At 41.1% G+C, this 18,240-nt stretch carries 22 protein-coding genes and 1 rRNA gene; 22 read left to right on the top strand and 1 reads right to left on the bottom strand.

Annotated elements, in window-relative coordinates:
- From rrf to rsmI, 14 genes are all read left to right on the top strand, one after another.
- Positions 1 to 73 (top strand): 5S ribosomal RNA (gene rrf / locus MTN95_RS21735); the annotation flags it as partial.
- Positions 74 to 253: 180 nt separating this feature from the next.
- On the top strand, positions 254 to 448 hold the full coding sequence (locus MTN95_RS20535) for a sigma factor G inhibitor Gin (RefSeq protein WP_024123601.1): 195 nt from the start codon (positions 254 to 256) through the stop codon (positions 446 to 448).
- A gap of 141 nt (positions 449 to 589) precedes the next feature.
- A complete protein-coding gene (locus tag MTN95_RS20530; RefSeq protein ID WP_202853866.1) occupies positions 590 to 1,204 on the top strand; it encodes a 5-bromo-4-chloroindolyl phosphate hydrolysis family protein in 615 nt (204 codons plus the stop codon).
- 17 nt (positions 1,205 to 1,221) lie between these two features.
- Positions 1,222 to 2,379: a toxic anion resistance protein gene (locus tag MTN95_RS20525; protein WP_105955708.1), complete on the top strand. Its 1,158-nt coding sequence runs from the start codon at positions 1,222 to 1,224 to the stop codon at positions 2,377 to 2,379.
- 83 nt (positions 2,380 to 2,462) lie between these two features.
- A complete protein-coding gene (locus tag MTN95_RS20520; protein WP_202853864.1) occupies positions 2,463 to 3,902 on the top strand; it encodes an aminotransferase class I/II-fold pyridoxal phosphate-dependent enzyme in 1,440 nt (479 codons plus the stop codon).
- A complete protein-coding gene (tmk, locus tag MTN95_RS20515) occupies positions 3,899 to 4,537 on the top strand; it encodes a dTMP kinase (protein WP_024123605.1) in 639 nt (212 codons plus the stop codon). The genes MTN95_RS20520 and tmk overlap by 4 nt, the downstream gene beginning before the upstream one ends.
- Positions 4,538 to 4,611: 74 nt before the next feature.
- Complete coding sequence (gene darA, locus MTN95_RS20510) at positions 4,612 to 4,941, top strand: cyclic di-AMP receptor DarA (protein ID WP_003218295.1); 330 nt, start codon at positions 4,612 to 4,614, stop codon at positions 4,939 to 4,941.
- 12 nt (positions 4,942 to 4,953) lie between these two features.
- Positions 4,954 to 5,394 carry a YaaR family protein gene (locus MTN95_RS20505; protein WP_248339823.1) on the top strand — a complete coding sequence of 147 codons (441 nt, stop codon included), beginning with the start codon at positions 4,954 to 4,956 and terminating at the stop codon, positions 5,392 to 5,394.
- An 11-nt stretch (positions 5,395 to 5,405) separates the two neighbouring features.
- Complete coding sequence (gene holB, locus MTN95_RS20500) at positions 5,406 to 6,395, top strand: DNA polymerase III subunit delta' (protein ID WP_044153513.1); 990 nt, start codon at positions 5,406 to 5,408, stop codon at positions 6,393 to 6,395.
- 2 nt (positions 6,396 to 6,397) lie between these two features.
- Complete coding sequence (gene ricT, locus MTN95_RS20495; RefSeq protein ID WP_010332686.1) at positions 6,398 to 7,225, top strand: competence/sporulation regulator complex protein RicT; 828 nt, start codon at positions 6,398 to 6,400, stop codon at positions 7,223 to 7,225.
- A gap of 14 nt (positions 7,226 to 7,239) precedes the next feature.
- Positions 7,240 to 7,599, top strand: coding sequence for a replication initiation-control protein YabA (yabA, locus tag MTN95_RS20490; RefSeq protein ID WP_010332687.1), 360 nt, complete (start codon positions 7,240 to 7,242; stop codon positions 7,597 to 7,599).
- A gap of 60 nt (positions 7,600 to 7,659) precedes the next feature.
- On the top strand, positions 7,660 to 8,403 hold the full coding sequence (locus tag MTN95_RS20485; RefSeq protein WP_248339820.1) for a tRNA1(Val) (adenine(37)-N6)-methyltransferase: 744 nt from the start codon (positions 7,660 to 7,662) through the stop codon (positions 8,401 to 8,403).
- Positions 8,390 to 8,689: a GIY-YIG nuclease family protein gene (locus MTN95_RS20480; RefSeq protein ID WP_010332689.1), complete on the top strand. Its 300-nt coding sequence runs from the start codon at positions 8,390 to 8,392 to the stop codon at positions 8,687 to 8,689. Before MTN95_RS20485 ends, MTN95_RS20480 begins: the two co-directional genes overlap by 14 nt.
- Positions 8,664 to 9,542 carry a 16S rRNA (cytidine(1402)-2'-O)-methyltransferase gene (gene rsmI / locus MTN95_RS20475; protein WP_103672539.1) on the top strand — a complete coding sequence of 293 codons (879 nt, stop codon included), beginning with the start codon at positions 8,664 to 8,666 and terminating at the stop codon, positions 9,540 to 9,542. The genes MTN95_RS20480 and rsmI overlap by 26 nt, the downstream gene beginning before the upstream one ends.
- Positions 9,543 to 9,590: 48 nt before the next feature.
- Here the strand turns inward: rsmI and abrB are convergent, their stop codons facing one another.
- Positions 9,591 to 9,881, bottom strand: a complete 291-nt coding sequence (gene abrB, locus MTN95_RS20470) for a transition state genes transcriptional regulator AbrB (RefSeq protein ID WP_003226760.1) — start codon at positions 9,879 to 9,881, stop codon at positions 9,591 to 9,593.
- Between the two features lie 496 nt (positions 9,882 to 10,377).
- Between abrB and metG the strand changes: the two genes are divergently transcribed.
- The 8 genes from metG (at position 10,378) to MTN95_RS20430 (ending at position 18,107) form a co-directional block, all read left to right on the top strand.
- Positions 10,378 to 12,372, top strand: a complete 1,995-nt coding sequence (gene metG, locus MTN95_RS20465) for a methionine--tRNA ligase (RefSeq protein WP_105992097.1) — start codon at positions 10,378 to 10,380, stop codon at positions 12,370 to 12,372.
- A gap of 78 nt (positions 12,373 to 12,450) precedes the next feature.
- Positions 12,451 to 13,218, top strand: a complete 768-nt coding sequence (locus MTN95_RS20460; RefSeq protein ID WP_069487699.1) for a TatD family hydrolase — start codon at positions 12,451 to 12,453, stop codon at positions 13,216 to 13,218.
- A 245-nt stretch (positions 13,219 to 13,463) separates the two neighbouring features.
- Positions 13,464 to 14,687 (top strand): G5 and 3D domain-containing protein, encoded by a 1,224-nt coding sequence (locus MTN95_RS20455; RefSeq protein ID WP_207203592.1) that lies wholly within the window; start codon positions 13,464 to 13,466, stop codon positions 14,685 to 14,687.
- A 144-nt stretch (positions 14,688 to 14,831) separates the two neighbouring features.
- Positions 14,832 to 15,392, top strand: coding sequence for a ribonuclease M5 (gene rnmV, locus MTN95_RS20450; protein ID WP_044153503.1), 561 nt, complete (start codon positions 14,832 to 14,834; stop codon positions 15,390 to 15,392).
- Entirely contained in the window at positions 15,385 to 16,263 is an 879-nt protein-coding gene (gene rsmA / locus MTN95_RS20445; protein WP_024123614.1) for a 16S rRNA (adenine(1518)-N(6)/adenine(1519)-N(6))-dimethyltransferase RsmA, read from the top strand. The genes rnmV and rsmA overlap by 8 nt, the downstream gene beginning before the upstream one ends.
- Positions 16,264 to 16,424: 161 nt before the next feature.
- Positions 16,425 to 17,297: a sporulation-specific protease PrtG gene (prtG, locus tag MTN95_RS20440; protein ID WP_105962171.1), complete on the top strand. Its 873-nt coding sequence runs from the start codon at positions 16,425 to 16,427 to the stop codon at positions 17,295 to 17,297.
- A 201-nt stretch (positions 17,298 to 17,498) separates the two neighbouring features.
- A complete protein-coding gene (gene veg / locus MTN95_RS20435; protein ID WP_024123616.1) occupies positions 17,499 to 17,759 on the top strand; it encodes a biofilm formation stimulator Veg in 261 nt (86 codons plus the stop codon).
- Between the two features lie 162 nt (positions 17,760 to 17,921).
- Entirely contained in the window at positions 17,922 to 18,107 is a 186-nt protein-coding gene (locus MTN95_RS20430; RefSeq protein WP_010332697.1) for a small, acid-soluble spore protein, alpha/beta type, read from the top strand.
- Positions 18,108 to 18,240 lie beyond the last annotated feature (133 nt).

Genomic DNA, 18,240 nt, shown 5'->3' with positions numbered 1-18,240 from the left:
ACACGGAAGTTAAGCTCTTCAGCGCCGATGGTAGTCGGGGGTTTCCCCCTGTGAGAGTAGGACGCCGCCAAGCAAGGGTAAAACCCAGCTCATTGAGCTGGGTTTTTTGTTTGTCCAAGTACACGTGAAATCAAAACAATACAAACACCGACAGCTTATATAGCCCATATACTGATCTCAAGATTCCAAAAGATCTAAATAATGTATACAATAACAGGTTTCAGGAAAGGCTAATTGTACGGAGGTGGGGACGATGGACGAAACGGTTAAACACCATCAAACATGTATTATTTGCGAACAAGAGAAAAGCAGAGGGATTCATCTTTATACAAAATTCATATGCTTAGATTGTGAGAGAAAAGTAATTTCTACAGCAACTTCCGATCCTGACTATGCCTTTTATGTCAAAAAACTAAAGAGCATTCATACACCGCCATTATATTCTTAGACCTGAGAAGGTCTTTTTTTGTACCATTTTTCACTTTATATAAAGCAGTGGATACGATAAAAGAACATGAAACTTGTTTAGGGACTAAACGTAGTAGATAATAATGTTAAATATGAAATACTCACAGGAGTCGATGAAGTGATGCATAGATTTCTTCAATTTTTGATATGGAGTTTCACAAGCAGTGCGACTTTTGTTTTCATAGGATTATTGAGTTTTTTTGGTTTTAACCAATCACTTTTTTTATCTTGTGTATATGGCGTCTCATCAGCAGCTCTCGTATACACAGCGGGTTTGTGGAATTCAAGACGGTTATTTCTTAAAAAACATGAACTGACGGGAAGAGAATATGCGTATATCAAGAAAAATCTTGAGGAAGCAAGACAAAAAATAATCCGTCTTAGAAAAGCTTTATTTCAGGCGAAAAGTATCCAGATGTTTAAGCACAATGCAGAGATGCTTAGACTTGTCAGAAGGATCTATATATTAACCAAAAAAGAGCCAAAACGGTTTTATCGTGCTGAGCGTTTCTTTTATCAGACTCTAGATTCTGTTGTGGAACTGACAGAGAAATATGCTTTTCTTTCTTCTCATCCGAAAAAAAACAAAGAGCTTTCGATGTCGTTGAGTGAAGTGCGTATCACACTTGCTGAATTGACGAAGCGTTTAGAAGAAGATTTAACTCAATTAATGGGCGACGAAATTGGTGAACTGCAATTTGAATTAGATGCAGCGAAGCATTCTTTGAAAAAATAACGGAAGGGGCAAGGACGGTGAACAAAGATCGAAGCGAACTTCAAATAGACGGGTTGTTGGCAGACCCTTTTGGGGATATCGAAATACCAAAGGGGGAGGCTGTCGAATCAGGGAAGCAGCCAGTGCGGCTTGTCGATGTTCTGCCCGAAGAAAACAAAGAAAAAGCATACCAGCTGGCTGAACAGATTGATCATAACAATATGAACAGTATTGTCTTATACGGTTCACAAGCTCAGTCTAAGCTGCTGAATTTTTCTCATACGATGATTGATCATGTTCAAAAGAAGGACGTCGGTGAAATCGGTGAAATCCTTGGTGAGCTGATGAAAAAGCTGGAGCAAGTAAATCCAGATGAACTGCAGTCTAAGAAAAAAGGTTTTTTGGCACGCATGTTTGGGAAAGTGTCTCATTCTCTTCAGGAGGTACTGTCAAAGTATCAAAAGACCAGCGTGCAGATAGACAGAATCAGTTTAAAACTTGAGCATTCAAAAAATGCATTACTCAGTGATAATAAGCTGTTAGAGCAGTTATATGATAAAAACAAAGAATATTTTTCTGCACTGAATGTTTATATTGCTGCTGGTGAATTAAAGCTGGATGAATTAAGAACGAAAACAATTCCTGAACTGAAACGACAGGCCGAGTCAAATGAACATAATCAAATGGCCGTTCAAGAAGTAAACGATTTGATCCAATTTGCTGACCGACTGGATAAAAGAGTTCACGATTTGCTCTTGAGCAGGCAAATTACCATACAAAGCGCTCCGCAAATCAGGTTAATTCAAAATACGAATCAGGCATTGGCTGAAAAAATCCAGTCATCCATTGTAACTGCAATCCCGCTTTGGAAAAACCAAGTAGCGATTGCATTGACACTTTTACGGCAGCGAAACGCTGTGGATGCACAGCAAAAAGTATCCGATACAACAAATGAACTTTTGCTAAAAAACGCGGAGCTTTTAAAAACGAATACAATTGAAACAGTGAAAGCCAACGAACGAGGCATTGTTGATATTGATACTTTAAAGAAGGTGCAGGAAAGCTTAATCAGTACGCTTGAAGAAACGCTGACGATTCAAGAAGAAGGGCGGCTCAAACGCAGACAGGCTGAAGAAGAGCTCATGATGATGGAAGGCGATTTGAAGCAAAAGCTGCTCGCGATAAAGGAAAGGTAGTTTACCAGTAAGTCTTAGCTTTAAGTTCTGTCATAGGAACGATATAATAAAGAGTAAGAATACACATTCAAGGGATTGTTTTAATGAACACACCTTTATATCATGCACTGATTCAACATGCGAGAAGGAATTCTCATTCATTTCACGTTCCGGGACATCACAATGGAGATGTCTTTTTTGATGAGGCTAAGACCATATACAACCCGCTTCTTACAATTGACCTGACTGAACTATCCGGGCTTGATGATTTGCATCATCCTTCAGGTGTGATTAAGGAAGCCCAAGATCTTGTCAGCCAATTGTATGGATCGGCAGAAAGTTTTTTTCTTGTGAACGGCACGACTGTCGGAAACTTAGCGATGATTTTATCAGTTTGTGATCCTGGAGATACGATCCTGATCCAAAGAAACTGCCATAAATCTGTCTTTCATGCTGTTGATTTGGCTGGAGCTGAGCCGGTTTATCTTGCACCTGACATTGATGAAATAATGCATGTGCCTACGCATGTTCCGCTTGATACGATAAAAGAAGCTTTAAAGGCATATCCAAATGCGAAGGGGTTGGTGCTGACCAATCCCACATACTATGGACATAGCGCGGATTTGACTGAAATCATTTCAGAGGCCCATCAATACGGGATTCCTGTGCTGGTGGATGAAGCGCATGGCGCGCACTTTGTTTTAGGGGAGCCTTTCCCGGCTTCAGCGTTGCAAATGGGAGCAGATATTGTTGTTCAGTCGGCGCATAAAACGCTGCCTGCCATGACGATGGGGTCTTATTTGCACCTCAATAGCAACAAGATTGAACGGAACCGGGTAGCGGATTACTTGAATCGTTTACAAAGCAGCAGCCCGTCTTATCCGATAATGGCTTCATTGGATCTTGCCCGCGCTTATGTGCAGCATATGATAGAGGAACAAAAGCTTTCTGACGTTTTGCAGCATATTCAATCGATTAAACAAACGTTTGATTCACTTGCATATGCTGCACCGGTTGAACCGGCCAATCAACGGATTACAACGGATCCGCTGAAGCTCACCATTCGTTCCAAATGCGGCCATTCAGGTTTTACACTGCAAAAAATATTAGAGCGTGTCAACATATTCACAGAGCTTGCCGATGAAAATCAGGTGTTGCTTGTTCTTCCTTTGGGAGGAAAAAGGAGAATTACTGCTGAAACGATTAAGAAAATTGATCAAGAGATCGAAAAGACTCCATCTGACCAGATGAATGTTCCTGCAGAATGGGAAGCACAGCCTATTACTGTAATGCCTTATCCGAAAAAGGTTTTAAACACGTTACAGAAAGAATATGTGAGTTTTGATAAAGCGGCAGGCCGGCTGAATGCAGAGGATGTTATACCTTATCCGCCGGGAATTCCGATGATTATGGCAGGCGAAAGAATCACAAGGGAAAGCGTGCAAAAGCTCAGCCGCTTGATCAGCATGAAAACGCATGTTCAAGGGAATATGAAAATCAATGAGAAGCAATTACTTGTTTATATAGAAGAGGAGAAATCATGAGCGGTTTATTTATTACATTTGAAGGTCCTGAAGGCGCGGGAAAAACGACTGTATTGCAGGAAATAAAAAAGATACTGGCAGCAGAAGGCCTTCAGGTTACAGCAACACGGGAACCAGGCGGCATAGATATCGCAGAACAAATTCGAGAAGTTATTCTAAACGAAAACAACACGTTAATGGATCCGAAAACAGAAGCTCTCTTATATGCAGCTGCAAGACGTCAGCATTTAGTTGAAAAAGTAACACCTGCTTTAGAGCAGGGGCATATTGTACTTTGTGACAGATTCATAGACAGTTCACTCGCATACCAAGGATATGCAAGAGGCCTTGGTATTGATGAGGTTCTTTCGATTAACCAATTCGCCATTGGAGATATGATGCCTCATGTCACAATTTATTTTTCAATTGATCCGGAAGAGGGCCTGAAGCGTATTGATGCGAACGGCTCTCGGGAGAAAAACCGGCTCGATCTGGAAAAGTTGAGCTTCCATACAAAGGTTCAGGAAGGTTATCGGGAGCTGATGAAGCGTTTTCCAGAAAGATTTCATTCAGTTGATGCAGCACAATCGAAAGACCTCGTTGTTCAGGACGTTCTAAAGGTTATCAATGAAGCGTTGAAAAAAATTCAATTGTGACCTGTTTCTCATTAGTTGATATAATAATGTAAACGAGATCATTGTTGTTTCCAATCTAAAGGAGGCCTTTACAGATGAAATTAATAGTGGCAGTTGTACAAGATCAGGACAGCAACAGACTTTTGAAAACTTTAACAGATCACAACTTTAGAGTCACAAAGCTTGCGACGACGGGAGGATTTCTTAAATCAGGCAATACAACGTTTATGATAGGTGTCGAGGATATACGCGTCGATAAAGCATTGAGCCTCATTAAAGAAAACGGACAGAAACGTGATCAGATGATTGCTCCTGTATCTCCAATGGGCGGAAATGCTGATTCATATGTCCCTTATCCAGTCGAAGTTGAAGTTGGCGGAGCGACAGTGTTTGTCCTTCCAGTCGATGAATTTCATCAATTTTAAGGATTTGAAACTGTGAAAATTAATAAAGATATACGCACATTTATAGATAAACAGCAGCTTCCTTCTATGAAAACAGCTGAGATTTCAGCATCTTTTAAAACATCAATGGAGAACCAAAGCAGCAAATTGAAGTTTGATCAGCTGACCAGGATGTTAACGGACATAGAAGCATTTGGGAAAAGACTGACGAAATCACGGAATTTTAAAGACTTGGCAAGATTTAAAGGGCTTGTGAAACGTTTTGTCAAAGAAGCTGTTGACAGCGGCCTTTCACATGAAACGTCGAAAAGCTTTGATCTTTACGGAAACAGCAGAACGCTGGGACTTGTGAAAGAAATAGACGAGAAATTGATAAAGCTTACTGAAGAGATGATGGATCAGGAAAAACCGGCAATTGATTTGCTGGAGCGTATTGGCGAAATAAAAGGTTTATTGATTAACCTTTACACATAGAGAGTGATACAATGGCAATATCCTGGAAGGAAATGACCGAGCTTCAGCCCAGAGTAATGAAGCTTTTATATAATAGTATTGAGAAGGACAGACTATCACACGCTTATTTATTTGAGGGCAAAAAAGGAACAGGCAAGCTGGAGGCCGCAATGCTTCTTGCGAAAAGCTTTTTTTGTCTGGAAGACGGAGCAGAGCCTTGTGAGAACTGCAGAAATTGTAAGCGGATTGAGTCGGGGAACCACCCTGATCTCCATCTGGTCCAGCCTGATGGGTTATCGATTAAAAAGGCGCAAATTCAAGCGTTGCAAGAGGAGTTTTCTAAAACTGGGCTTGAATCGCATAAAAAGCTGTACATCATATCCCATGCAGATCAAATGACGGCTAATGCGGCAAACAGCCTGCTGAAGTTTTTAGAGGAACCGAACAGAGACACAATGGCCATCCTTATCACTGAGCAGCCTCAAAGGTTATTGGATACCATCATTTCAAGATGCCAAACCCTTCCTTTTCAGCCTTTGCAGCCCAAAGCAATTGAAGACCGACTGATAGAACAGGACGTCTCGCCTCATATGGCGAGACTCCTGGCGAACATGACCAACAATGTAGCAGAAGCAGTCGAATTAAGTCGAAATGATGAGTTTGCAGAGTCTAGAGCGAAAGTGATAAAATTGTATGAAGTCTTACACCAGCGGAAAGGACATGCCTTTTTCTTTATTCAAGATCAATGGATGCCCTTTTTCAAAGAAAAAACCCATCAAGAAATGGGTCTTGATATGCTCTTATTGATATATCGCGATGTGTTGTCCATCCAAATAGGAAATGAAGATAAATTGATTTATCAAGACTTATTCCAATCAATAAAACAGCATGCGCTACAATCAACACAACAAAGCGTTACGAACCAGATACTTGCTGTTTTAGAAGCAAAGAAACGGCTTCATTCCAATGTGAATGTGCAGGGATTAATGGAGCACTTGGTGTTAATGTTGCAGGAGGGATAAGCTTGTACAATGTAATTGGCGTCCGCTTTAAAAAAGCGGGTAAAATATATTATTTCGATCCGAATGGATTTCATATAGAACAAGACAGCTGCGTAATTGTAGAAACTGTCAGAGGCGTTGAGTACGGCCAGGTTGTTGTCGCGAATAAACAGGTGGATGAGCATGATGTTGTGCTTCCGCTCCGTAAAGTGATACGCGTGGCTGACGAGCGCGACCTTCTCATTGTAGAAGAAAATAAACAAGAAGCTTTATCAGCATTTGAAATATGCCAAAAGAAAGTGATAGATCACGGCTTGGATATGAAGCTGGTCGATGTGGAGTTTACGTTCGACCGTAATAAAGTGATTTTTTACTTCACTGCTGACGGCCGAGTAGACTTCAGAGAACTTGTAAAGGATTTAGCCTCCATCTTTAAAACAAGGATTGAGCTTCGCCAGATTGGGGTGAGAGATGAGGCAAAAATGCTCGGAGGAATCGGCCCTTGCGGCAGAATGCTTTGCTGTTCAACATTCCTCGGAGATTTTGAACCTGTGTCCATTAAGATGGCGAAGGATCAGAACCTATCCTTAAATCCAACAAAGATTTCTGGTCTTTGCGGACGTCTGATGTGCTGTCTGAAATACGAAAACGATGAGTATGAGACTGCAAAGGAACAGCTTCCGGATATAGGGGAAATGATTACGACAGCAAACGGGCCTGCAAAAGTCGTCGGGCTGAATATTCTGGAACGGGTACTTCAGGTGGAACTGATGAACCGTGAAAAAGTGATAGAATATACTTGGGAAGAGCTCTTGGAAGAGGGCGTCGTATCCGCACAAACCACAGATTAACGAGGTGTGGAACCTTGGATAAAAAAGAGTTATTTGATACCGTCATTAACTTAGAAGAACAAATCGGCTCGCTTTACCGGCAGCTGGGGGATTTAAAGCAGCATATCGGTGAGATGATTGAAGAAAATCATCATTTACAGCTTGAAAATAAGCATTTGCGTAAACGGCTGGACGATACGACGCAGCAGATTGAAAAGTTTAAAGCTGATAAAAAAGAATCAAAAACACAGAAGACAGAGCAAGCTGATATAGGGGAAGGATATGATAATCTGGCACGTCTGTATCAGGAAGGATTCCATATCTGTAACGTCCACTATGGAAGCGTCAGAAAAGAAGATTGTCTTTTCTGCCTGTCATTCTTAAATAAAAAATAAGGAAAAAGGCTTCCGCATCAGACGGAAGCCTTTTTCAAAGGTGCTGGAAAGGATAAGAAAATGGTTTCATTACATGACGATGAAAGATTAGATTATTTGCTGGCAGAGGATATGAAGATCATACAAAGTCCAACGGTGTTTGCTTTTTCATTGGACGCTGTGCTTCTCTCCAAATTTGCGTATGTTCCGATTCAAAAAGGAAAAATTGTTGATTTGTGCACCGGCAACGGCATTGTGCCGCTGCTGCTGAGTACAAGGTCAAAAGCAGATATCCTTGGTGTTGAAATTCAAGAAAGATTGCATGATATGGCTGTCCGCAGTGTGGAATATAACAAACTGGAGGATCAAATTCAAATCATACATGATGATCTGAAAAACATGCCTGATAAGCTGGGGCATAATAGATATGATGTTGTTACCTGCAACCCGCCTTATTTTAAAACACCGAAACAGGCTGAACAAAATTTGAATGAACATCTCCGTATCGCAAGACATGAAATTCACTGTACATTGGAAGATGTTATTTCAGTCAGCAGTAAATTGCTAAAGCAAGGAGGAAAGGCAGCGCTTGTTCACCGGCCGGGCCGGCTTCTCGAAATTTTTGAATTGATGAAGGCTTATCAAATTGAGCCGAAGCGTGTTCAGTTTGTCTATCCGAAACAAGGGAAGGAAGCCAATACCATTTTGGTTGAAGGCATAAAAGGCGGGCGCCCAGATTTGAAAATACTTCCTCCGCTGTTCGTGTATAACGAACAAAATGAATATACAAAAGAAATCAGGACCATTTTATATGGAGACAAATAACCATTTCTTTTATGTTGTACAGTGCAAAGACAACAGCTGGTATGCAGGGTATACCAACGATCTGCAGAAACGGCTGAAAACTCACAACGATGGAAAGGGCGCAAAGTATACAAAAGCAAGACGCCCGGTTGATTTAATTTTTGCTGAGGCATTTGCAACGAAGCGGGAAGCCATGCAGGCAGAATATTACTTTAAAAAACTGACCCGCAGAAAAAAAGAGCTTTATATAGAAGAAAAACGGAACAGCAAGGAGGCTGTATATGTTAAGGCGCCAGATGAGCTTTAATGGAAAGTCGGATATGGGGATTCTTTATTTGGTTCCGACACCTATCGGAAATCTAGAGGATATGACATTTCGTGCGATCGAAACGCTGAAATCAGTGGATGCGATCGCTGCAGAAGATACGAGGCAAACAAAAAAGCTTTGCCATGTATATGAAATTGAAACACCGCTTGTCAGTTATCACGAACACAATAAAGAAAGCAGCGGCCACAAAATCATTGAATGGCTGAAGTCCGGGAAAAACATAGCGCTGGTCAGTGACGCCGGACTGCCGACAATTTCTGATCCTGGAGCGGAAATCGTCAAGGACTTTACGGAAATGGGCGGTTATGTTGTTCCTCTGCCGGGGGCCAATGCCGCATTAACAGCGCTGATCGCTTCAGGAATTGTACCGCAGCCTTTCTTTTTCTACGGATTTCTCAACAGGCAGAAAAAAGAAAAGAAGAAAGAACTCGATGTCCTCAAAAAACGGCAAGAAACGATTATTTTTTATGAAGCACCTCACCGATTGAAGGAAACCCTGTCTGTGATGTTAGACATATTAGGAGATCGGGACATTGCGGTGACGCGTGAACTTACTAAGAAATATGAAGAGTTTATAAGAGGAACAATATCCGAAGTGATAGACTGGGCAAATGAGGATCAGATCCGCGGTGAGTTTTGTCTTGTGGTCGAAGGCAATAAAGCTGAGGAAGCAGATGAAGAAACACATTGGTGGGAGAACCTATCTGCAAAAGAACATATCGAGCATTACATCTCAAAGGGAGCGACATCAAAAGAAGCCATTAAAAAAGCGGCTGTAGATCGTAACGTCCCAAAACGTGAAATGTATGATGCATACCATATTCAGCAATAAAAAAACGTTCTTGTGTCATAACAAGAACGTTTTTTGTGTAAAAAATGATTATTTAAGGTTTTGAAGCTGGTTTTGGATTTCGCTGATGATTTGCTCAGCGCCTTCTTTGCTTAGTACCAATTTGCCGCCAGCAAGTTTAAGGTTATCGTCAGAAACTTCACCAGTTACTTGGCAAGTCATGTTTGGTTTATATTTTTTAAGGATGATTTTTTCATCATCAACATAAATTTCAAGAGCATCTTTTTCTGCGATTCCAAGAGTACGACGCAATTCGATAGGAATCACTACACGTCCTAATTCATCAACTTTACGTACAATACCAGTAGATTTCATAAACATTCTCCTCCCAAGAGATAATTATTGTTTAAATTATATTTTTCTTCGTCATTATTCGACAAAATCCTTACCTTCATAGCATAACAAGGTTTCCAATAATCGTCAATCCTTTTGTTTACTATTGATTGTAAGATTTAGTTCTTATAGTCAGTAATGGCTTTGAAAATACCGGAATAACAGCATTTTATAATTTTCTAATAAAGCTATTATCCTATGAAAAATCCTTTTAAATCAAGACTTTCGAACCAAGGTTTTTTATACCGTAAGATTATATACGACAAAATTCGACATGAACAGACTTTTTTTATTTTCATTAAACATTTTTAATTTTAATTATTCTTTTTAGGGGCATACGTATATATCCTTGATCTTAAAGGCTAAGATGGTATCATAGATAAAGGATAAATATAAAAATAGGTAATCATATATGATTTGCACTTATCGCCGCTCTCGTCCTTTGGGCGGGAGCTTTTTGACATTCTGATTGGGAGGTTTCAAGATGCCGCAAGAAAACAATACATTTTACATTACAACACCGATTTATTATCCGAGCGGAAAATTACATATCGGCCATGCGTATACGACAGTCGCGGGTGACGCAATGGCTCGCTACAAACGATTAAAAGGCTTTGATGTTCGCTATTTAACGGGAACGGACGAGCATGGGCAGAAGATTCAGCAAAAAGCTGAACAGGAAAACATTACGCCTCAGGAGTATGTGGATCGCGCAGCGGCAGATATTCAGAAACTGTGGAAACAGCTTGAAATCTCAAATGATGACTTTATCCGCACAACTGAAAAACGGCATAAAGTCGTCATAGAAAAGGTGTTTCAAAAGCTTCTTGATAACGGGGACATCTATCTTGATGAATACGAGGGCTGGTACAGTATCCCTGATGAAACATTCTATACGGAAACTCAGCTTGTGGATATTGAACGAAATGAAAAGGGTGAGGTTATTGGCGGGAAAAGCCCTGACAGCGGGCACCCTGTTGAATTGATCAAAGAGGAATCCTATTTCTTCCGTATGGGGAAATATGCTGACCGTCTTTTAAAATTCTATGAAGAAAACCCAACCTTCATTCAGCCGGAGTCACGTAAAAACGAGATGATTAACAACTTCATCAAACCCGGCCTTGAGGATTTAGCTGTTTCACGCACCACATTTGACTGGGGTGTGAAGGTGCCGGAAAATCCAAAACATGTTGTGTATGTTTGGATCGACGCACTATTCAACTATTTAACAGCACTCGGTTATGATACAGAAAATGATGAGCTATATCAAAAATATTGGCCTGCCGATGTTCATTTAGTTGGTAAGGAAATTGTGCGATTCCATACCATTTATTGGCCGATTATGCTGATGGCTCTGGATCTTCCGCTGCCGAAGCAAGTATTTGCGCATGGCTGGCTTTTGATGAAAGACGGAAAAATGTCGAAATCCAAAGGCAATGTTGTTGATCCAGTCACACTCATCGAACGCTACGGTTTAGACGAGCTTCGTTATTACCTGCTTCGCGAAGTGCCGTTTGGATCTGACGGTGTTTTCACGCCGGAAGGTTTTGTTGAACGGATTAACTATGACTTAGCGAATGATTTAGGTAACCTTTTGAATCGTACTGTTGCTATGATCAATAAATATTTTGACGGGCAAATCGGTTCTTATAAAGGTGCCGTAACGGAATTTGACCAGACGCTTTCTTCCGTGGCTGAGGAAACAGTGAAATCATATGAAAAAGCAATGGAAAATATGGAATTCTCGGTCGCTCTTTCAACGTTATGGCAGTTGATCAGCCGTACAAATAAATACATTGATGAAACGGCTCCATGGGTTCTTGCCAAAGATCCTGAAAAAGAAAAAGAACTGCAGTCGGTTATGTATCACCTTGCTGAATCATTGCGTATTTCAGCCGTACTGCTTCAGCCGTTCCTGACAAAAACACCGGTAAAAATGTTTGAGCAGCTGGGCATCACGGATGATGCTTTAAAAGCCTGGGAAAGCATTACAGCTTTCGGCCAGCTTAAAGATACAAAAGTGCAAAAAGGCGAACCGTTATTCCCGCGTTTAGAGGCAGAAGAAGAAATTGCGTACATCAAAGGGAAAATGCAAGGCTCAGCTCCAGCTAAAGAAGAGAAAAAAGAAGAAGAGCCGCAAGAGGTAGACCGTTTACCTGAAATTACGATCGATCAGTTCATGAATGTCGAACTTCGTGTGGCAGAGGTCATCGAAGCAGAGCCAGTGAAAAAAGCAGACCGCTTACTGAAGCTCCAGCTTGATCTAGGCTTTGAGAAACGCCAAGTCGTATCCGGCATTGCAAAACATTATAAGCCTGAGCAGCTTATTGGAACAAAACTCGTATGTGTAACAAATCTAAAACCGGTTAAGCTGAGAGGAGAGCTTTCTCAAGGAATGATCCTTGCAGGAGAAGCAGACGGCGTATTAAAAGTCGTATCCATCGATCAGTCCTTACCGAAAGGCACAAGAATTAAATAATGATAAACAAAAGGTGTTTCACGTGTAACAATTCGTCGAACACCTTTTGTGTTTCGACAAGAAAGGAGTTTTTCATTTATGTTATTTGACACACATGCGCATTTAAATGCAGAACAATACAATACAGATCTAGAAGAGGTTATTGAGCGGGCGAAAGCTGAAAAAGTGGACCGTATTGTAGTCGTCGGTTTTGACCGGCCGACCATTACCCGGGCGATGGAAATGATTGAGGAATATGATTTTATTTATGCTGCCATCGGCTGGCACCCAGTTGATGCCATTGACATGACAGAGGAAGATTTGGCTTGGATTAAAGAGCTTTCTGCTCATGAAAAAGTGGTAGCGATAGGAGAAATGGGCCTGGATTATCATTGGGATAAATCTCCTAAAGATGTTCAAAAAGAAGTATTCAGAAAACAAATTGCCTTGGCGAAAGAGGTCAATCTTCCTATTATTATTCACAACCGTGATGCGACAGAGGATGTTGTTGCCATTTTGAAAGAGGAAGGCGCAGACGAAGTCGGCGGCATCATGCATTGCTTTACGGGCAGTATCGAAGTTGCAAGAGAATGTATGAAGATGAATTTTTATTTGTCATTTGGCGGTCCTGTCACCTTCAAAAATGCGAAGAAACCGAAGGAAGTTGTAAAGGAAATTCCGAATGATAGGCTGCTGATTGAAACTGACTGTCCGTTTCTTACACCAACTCCTTTTCGAGGGAAAAGAAATGAGCCAAGCTATGTAAAATATGTGGCGGAGCAGATTGCTGAATTAAGAGGAACAACCTTTGAAGAAATTGCATCAATCACGACTGAAAATGCAAAAAGACTTTTCCGTATAAACTGACAAAAAACGCTAGCGGGTTTTGTAAGAGCTTGTCCGTTCCGGCGTTTTTCCATAAAAGTTCTACATGCTTTCTTCTCCTCATAGGATAGGTTTGTCGACAAGTCTTTCTTCCGTTTCTCGGTGTGTTTCAGGATAATGAAGAAGACACTGAGCTTTTAGGAGAAGGAGAAGGGAGGGTTGACAGCCTTTTAGATACTCTATATAATCTCTCCGAGGAGAAGGAGGCGTTTTTCATCACACAAAAAATGAAAAAGCTGTTTTCCGTAAAGCTTAGCAAAAGCAAAGTCATTCTGGTTGCTGCTTGTTTGCTGCTGGCGGGAAGCGGGACTGCGTACGCAGCTCATGAGCTGACGAAACAATCAGTCTCAGTTTCTATCAACGGCAAAAAGAAAAATATACGCACACATGCAAAAACAGTCGGTGATCTTTTAGAAACACTCGATATAAAGACAAGAGACGAAGATAAGATCACACCTGCTAAAAAGACACAGATAACAGCAGATATGAATGTTGTGTATGAGGCTGCAAAACCTGTGAAGCTTACTTTAAACGGGGAAGAAAAGACATTATGGTCAACAGCAAAAACGGTCGGTGCATTACTGGACGAACAAGATGTTGATGTGAAAGAACACGATCAAATTGATCCTGCAATAGATACAGAAGTTTCGAAAGACATGAAAATTAACATAGAACCTGCGTTCCAAGTCACTGTGAACGATGCAGGGAAAGAAAAGAAGATCTGGACGACTTCGACTACGGTCGCTGACTTTTTAAAACAGCAAAAGATGAACATAAAAGACGAAGATAAAATCAAGCCTGCGTTAGACGAAAAGCTAACGAAAGGAAAGGCTGATATTACAATAACTCGTATCGAAAAGGTCACCGATGTAGTTGAAGAGAAAATAGCGTTTGATGTGAAAAAACAAGAAGACGCTTCTCTTGAAAAAGGGCAAGAAAAGGTCGTTCAAAAAGGAAAAGAAGGCAAGCTCAAAAAACATTATGAAGTCGTAAAGGAAAACGGCGAAGAAGTTTCCAGAGAGCTTGTAAAAGAAGAAACAGCCGAGCAAAGCAAAGATAAAGTGGTTGCGATCGGCACGAAGCAAAGCAGTCCGAAGATTGAAAAGGTCAGTGCTTCTGGCGCTTCAAAACCAGTTGTGTCTCGGAGCAATGAATCAACCGGTAAAGTCATGACAGTATCATCTACGGCTTATACGGCAAGCTGCAGCGGATGTTCAGGACATACGGCTACAGGCGTTAATCTGAAAAATAATCCTAATGCAAAAGTTATCGCAGTAGATCCAAATGTCATTCCGCTAGGCTCAAAAGTCCACGTTGAAGGATATGGATACGCCGTTGCTGCTGATACGGGCTCAGCGATTAAAGGCAATAAAATAGATGTCTTTTTCCCTGAGAAATCATCGGCTTACCGATGGGGAAATAAAACAGTTAAAATTAAAATCTTGAATTAATATATACTTATCTATACAGAGGGTTTTGCGCCCTCTGTTTTTTTCGTTATAATAGACGAAGTGTATTTTCTGCTTATTAGACGCTCGAAATATGAAAAAGTTTCATCAATATACAAAAGTTTTTATTTTGTCTTGGAGGAAATAATGAAAATTAAAGAGATCATTGTGGTCGAGGGGCGTGACGATACGGCCCGCATCAAATTGGCTGTTGATGCAGATACAATTGAAACAAATGGTTCAGCCATCGGTGATCATGTGATTGAACAAATCCGTTTGGCTCAGGAAACCAGAGGAGTCATTATCTTAACGGATCCGGATTTTCCGGGAGAAAAAATACGAAAAACCATTTCCGAGGCTGTACCTGGCTGTAAGCATGCATTTTTGCCAAAGCATCTTGCGAAACCTAAGAACAAACGGGGAATTGGCGTAGAGCACGCATCGATTGAAAGCATCAGGGCATGTTTAGAAAACGTTCACGAAGAAATGGAAGCACAGCCGAGTGAAATTTCTGCGGAAGACCTGATTCACGCCGGGCTGATTGGCGGATCTGAAGCAAAGCGCCGCCGTGAACGTCTTGGTGATTTGCTGAAAATCGGATATACAAATGGCAAACAGCTTCAAAAACGGCTGCAAATGTTTCAAATTAAAAAAAGTGATTTTATGAGTGCGCTCGATACCGTCATGCGGGAGGAACAGAATGAATAAAGATATTGCGACACCGATTAGAACGAAAGAGATACTGAAGAAATACGGTTTTTCTTTTAAAAAGAGTTTGGGACAGAATTTCTTAATCGATACGAACATTTTAGACAGAATTGTCGACCACGCCGAAGTGACAGAGAAAACCGGTGTCATTGAAATCGGCCCGGGAATCGGGGCTTTGACTGAACAGCTTGCCAAGCGGGCGAAAAAGGTCGTGGCATTTGAAATTGATCAGCGTTTATTGCCGATCCTTAAAGACACGCTCTCCCCTTATGACAATGTGACTGTCATTCATCAAGATGTGCTTAAGGCTGACGTCAAATCGGTCATTGAAGAGCAATTTAAGGACTGTGATGAGGTGATGGTTGTAGCCAACCTTCCTTATTATGTGACAACGCCGATTATCATGAAGCTGCTTGAAGAAAACCTTCCGCTGAAGGGGATTGTCGTTATGCTGCAAAAGGAAGTGGCCGAACGTATGGCAGCTGATCCTTCATCTAAGGAATACGGTTCACTTTCTATTGCTGTGCAATTTTATACAGAGGCCAAAACGGTGATGATCGTTCCGAAAACGGTATTTGTTCCTCAGCCTAATGTAGATTCTGCAGTCATTCGGCTGATTCGCCGCGACGGCCCGGCAGTGGATGTAGAAAACGAAGCCTTTTTCTTTCAGTTAATTAAGGCGAGTTTTGCTCAGCGCCGTAAAACATTGCTTAATAACTTAGTGAACAATCTGCCTGATGGAAAAGCAAAAAAACCAACGATCGAGCAAGTGCTGGAAGAAACGAATATTGACGGCAAGCGCCGAGGTGAATCCTTGTCTATTGAGGAGTTCGCTGCGCTGTCTAACGGATTGTACAAAGCCCTTTTTTAAAAGGGCTTTTTGTTTTCGCACCACATGGACTGCCGCTACATAGGCTAGAGAAGGACCTTAAAATTCAATGATAAGAAAAACTTGCACTCAGCGAAAAAAGGCGCTTTTCTCAAGGCTCTTTCTTTCATGATGAGGCTTAGTCTATGTGTGGAGTGAGGAACGTGCAATTTCAAATAGGGGATATGGTAGCCAGAAAATCCTATCAAATGGATGTTTTGTTTCGCATTATAGGGATAGAGCAAACAAGTACAGGGAATTCAATCGCCATTTTGCATGGTGACGAAGTCAGGCTGATTGCTGATGCGTATTTTTCTGATTTGGTGGCCGTGCAAAAAGATGAGCAGCTGATGCGAAAAAAGAAAGATGAAAGCAGAATGAATGAATCACTTGAGTTGCTCCGTCAGGATTATAAACTGCTGAGAGAGAAACAGGAGTACTATGCAACAAGCCAGTATCAGCATCAGGAGCATTATTTTCATATGCCGGGCAAGGTGCTTCATATGGACGGTGATGAGGCGTATTTGAAAAAATGCTTGAGTGTCTATAAAAAAATCGGTGTGCCGGTTTACGGCATTCATTGCCACGAAAAGAAAATGTCTGCTTCTATAGAAGAATTGCTCGACAAATATCGACCTGACATCCTGGTGATTACCGGGCATGATGCATACTCCAAGCAAAAGGGCGGCATTGATGATTTGAGCGCATACAGACATTCAAAACACTTTGTCGAAACAGTTCATATAGCCCGAAAAAAAATCCCTCACTTAGATCAGCTTGTTATTTTTGCGGGGGCTTGCCAATCCCACTTTGAATCACTAATAAGAGCGGGGGCGAATTTCGCGAGTTCTCCTTCAAGAGTAAACATTCACGCTCTTGATCCTGTATATATCGTAGCCAAAATCAGCTTTACGCCTTTTATGGAACGAATCAATGTATGGGAAGTGCTTCGGAATACACTGACAAGAGAGAAAGGACTTGGAGGCATTGAAACAAGAGGAGTACTGAGGGTCGGAATGCCTTATAAGTCCAATTAACCCCGGATAGATGATTTATTCGGGGTTTTTATTTTGCATAATGATACATAATTTACCGAAACTTGCGGAAAATATTTGAGGAATCATAGAATTTTGTCAAAATAATTTTGTTGACAACGTCTTATTAACGTTGATATAATTTAAATTTTATTTGACAAAAATGGGCTCGTGTTGTACAATAAATGTAGTGAGGTGGATGCAATGGCGAAGACGTTGTCCGATATTAAAAGGTCGCTTGATGGAAATTTAGGTAAAAGGCTGACGTTAAAAGCAAACGGTGGCCGCCGAAAAACGATTGAGCGCTCGGGCATTTTAGCTGAGACGTACCCTGCTGTTTTTGTGATACAACTAGATCAAGACGAGAACTCGTTTGAAAGAGTTTCATACAGTTATGCTGATATTTTGACTGAGACTGTTGAGCTGACATTTAATGATGACGCGGCAAGTTCAGTAGCATTTTAACGGGCAGTGAACTTTTTGTTTACTGCTTTTTGTTTTGCCTTTTTTTGGTTTCCATTAATTCTCTCGATATTTTCACTGTCATTAAACAAAAGATAAAAACGGTCACATTTTATCGTGACGTGCACGAATCGTTATCATCTCTAAAAAAAGGGGTTGTTTCGTTTGGGCAGACGTCGTGGAGTTATGTCAGATGAGTTTAAATATGAGCTGGCTAAGGACCTTGGTTTTTACGACACTGTAAAAAATGAAGGTTGGGGCGGCATTCGTGCCCGCGATGCCGGTAACATGGTAAAACGGGCAATTGAAATCGCCGAACAGCAAATGGCTCAGAATCAGAATAACCGATAAGGAATGTGACCCGGGGGACGTATGGTTCCCCGGTTTTTGATTTTGGATGGAAATACATAATAGCTCCAATATGGATATGTTCATCCCGTACTTCAAATGTGATACAATGTTCATACTTATGTTTAGATGGAGA

This window comes from Bacillus sp. 2CMS4F (assembly GCF_023161785.1).
GTDB classification, from domain to species: Bacteria; Bacillota; Bacilli; order Bacillales; family Bacillaceae; genus Bacillus; species Bacillus halotolerans.
This window is presented reverse-complemented; position numbering and strand designations above follow the sequence as displayed.

Excerpts from the sequence above, each read along its gene's own strand:
- MTN95_RS20535 (WP_024123601.1), top strand. The coding sequence starts at position 254 with ATGGACGAAACGGTTAAACACCATCAAACATGTATTATTTGCGAACAA.
- MTN95_RS20530 (WP_202853866.1), top strand. The coding sequence starts at position 590 with ATGCATAGATTTCTTCAATTTTTGATATGGAGTTTCACAAGCAGTGCG.
- MTN95_RS20520 (WP_202853864.1), top strand. The coding sequence starts at position 2,463 with ATGAACACACCTTTATATCATGCACTGATTCAACATGCGAGAAGGAAT.
- tmk (WP_024123605.1), top strand. The coding sequence starts at position 3,899 with ATGAGCGGTTTATTTATTACATTTGAAGGTCCTGAAGGCGCGGGAAAA.
- darA (WP_003218295.1), top strand. The coding sequence starts at position 4,612 with ATGAAATTAATAGTGGCAGTTGTACAAGATCAGGACAGCAACAGACTT.
- holB (WP_044153513.1), top strand. The coding sequence starts at position 5,406 with ATGGCAATATCCTGGAAGGAAATGACCGAGCTTCAGCCCAGAGTAATG.
- MTN95_RS20485 (WP_248339820.1), top strand. The coding sequence starts at position 7,660 with ATGGTTTCATTACATGACGATGAAAGATTAGATTATTTGCTGGCAGAG.
- MTN95_RS20480 (WP_010332689.1), top strand. The coding sequence starts at position 8,390 with ATGGAGACAAATAACCATTTCTTTTATGTTGTACAGTGCAAAGACAAC.
- rsmI (WP_103672539.1), top strand. The coding sequence starts at position 8,664 with ATGTTAAGGCGCCAGATGAGCTTTAATGGAAAGTCGGATATGGGGATT.
- abrB (WP_003226760.1), bottom strand. The coding sequence starts at position 9,881 with ATGTTTATGAAATCTACTGGTATTGTACGTAAAGTTGATGAATTAGGA.
- metG (WP_105992097.1), top strand. The coding sequence starts at position 10,378 with ATGCCGCAAGAAAACAATACATTTTACATTACAACACCGATTTATTAT.
- MTN95_RS20460 (WP_069487699.1), top strand. The coding sequence starts at position 12,451 with ATGTTATTTGACACACATGCGCATTTAAATGCAGAACAATACAATACA.
- MTN95_RS20455 (WP_207203592.1), top strand. The coding sequence starts at position 13,464 with ATGAAAAAGCTGTTTTCCGTAAAGCTTAGCAAAAGCAAAGTCATTCTG.
- rnmV (WP_044153503.1), top strand. The coding sequence starts at position 14,832 with ATGAAAATTAAAGAGATCATTGTGGTCGAGGGGCGTGACGATACGGCC.
- rsmA (WP_024123614.1), top strand. The coding sequence starts at position 15,385 with ATGAATAAAGATATTGCGACACCGATTAGAACGAAAGAGATACTGAAG.
- veg (WP_024123616.1), top strand. The coding sequence starts at position 17,499 with ATGGCGAAGACGTTGTCCGATATTAAAAGGTCGCTTGATGGAAATTTA.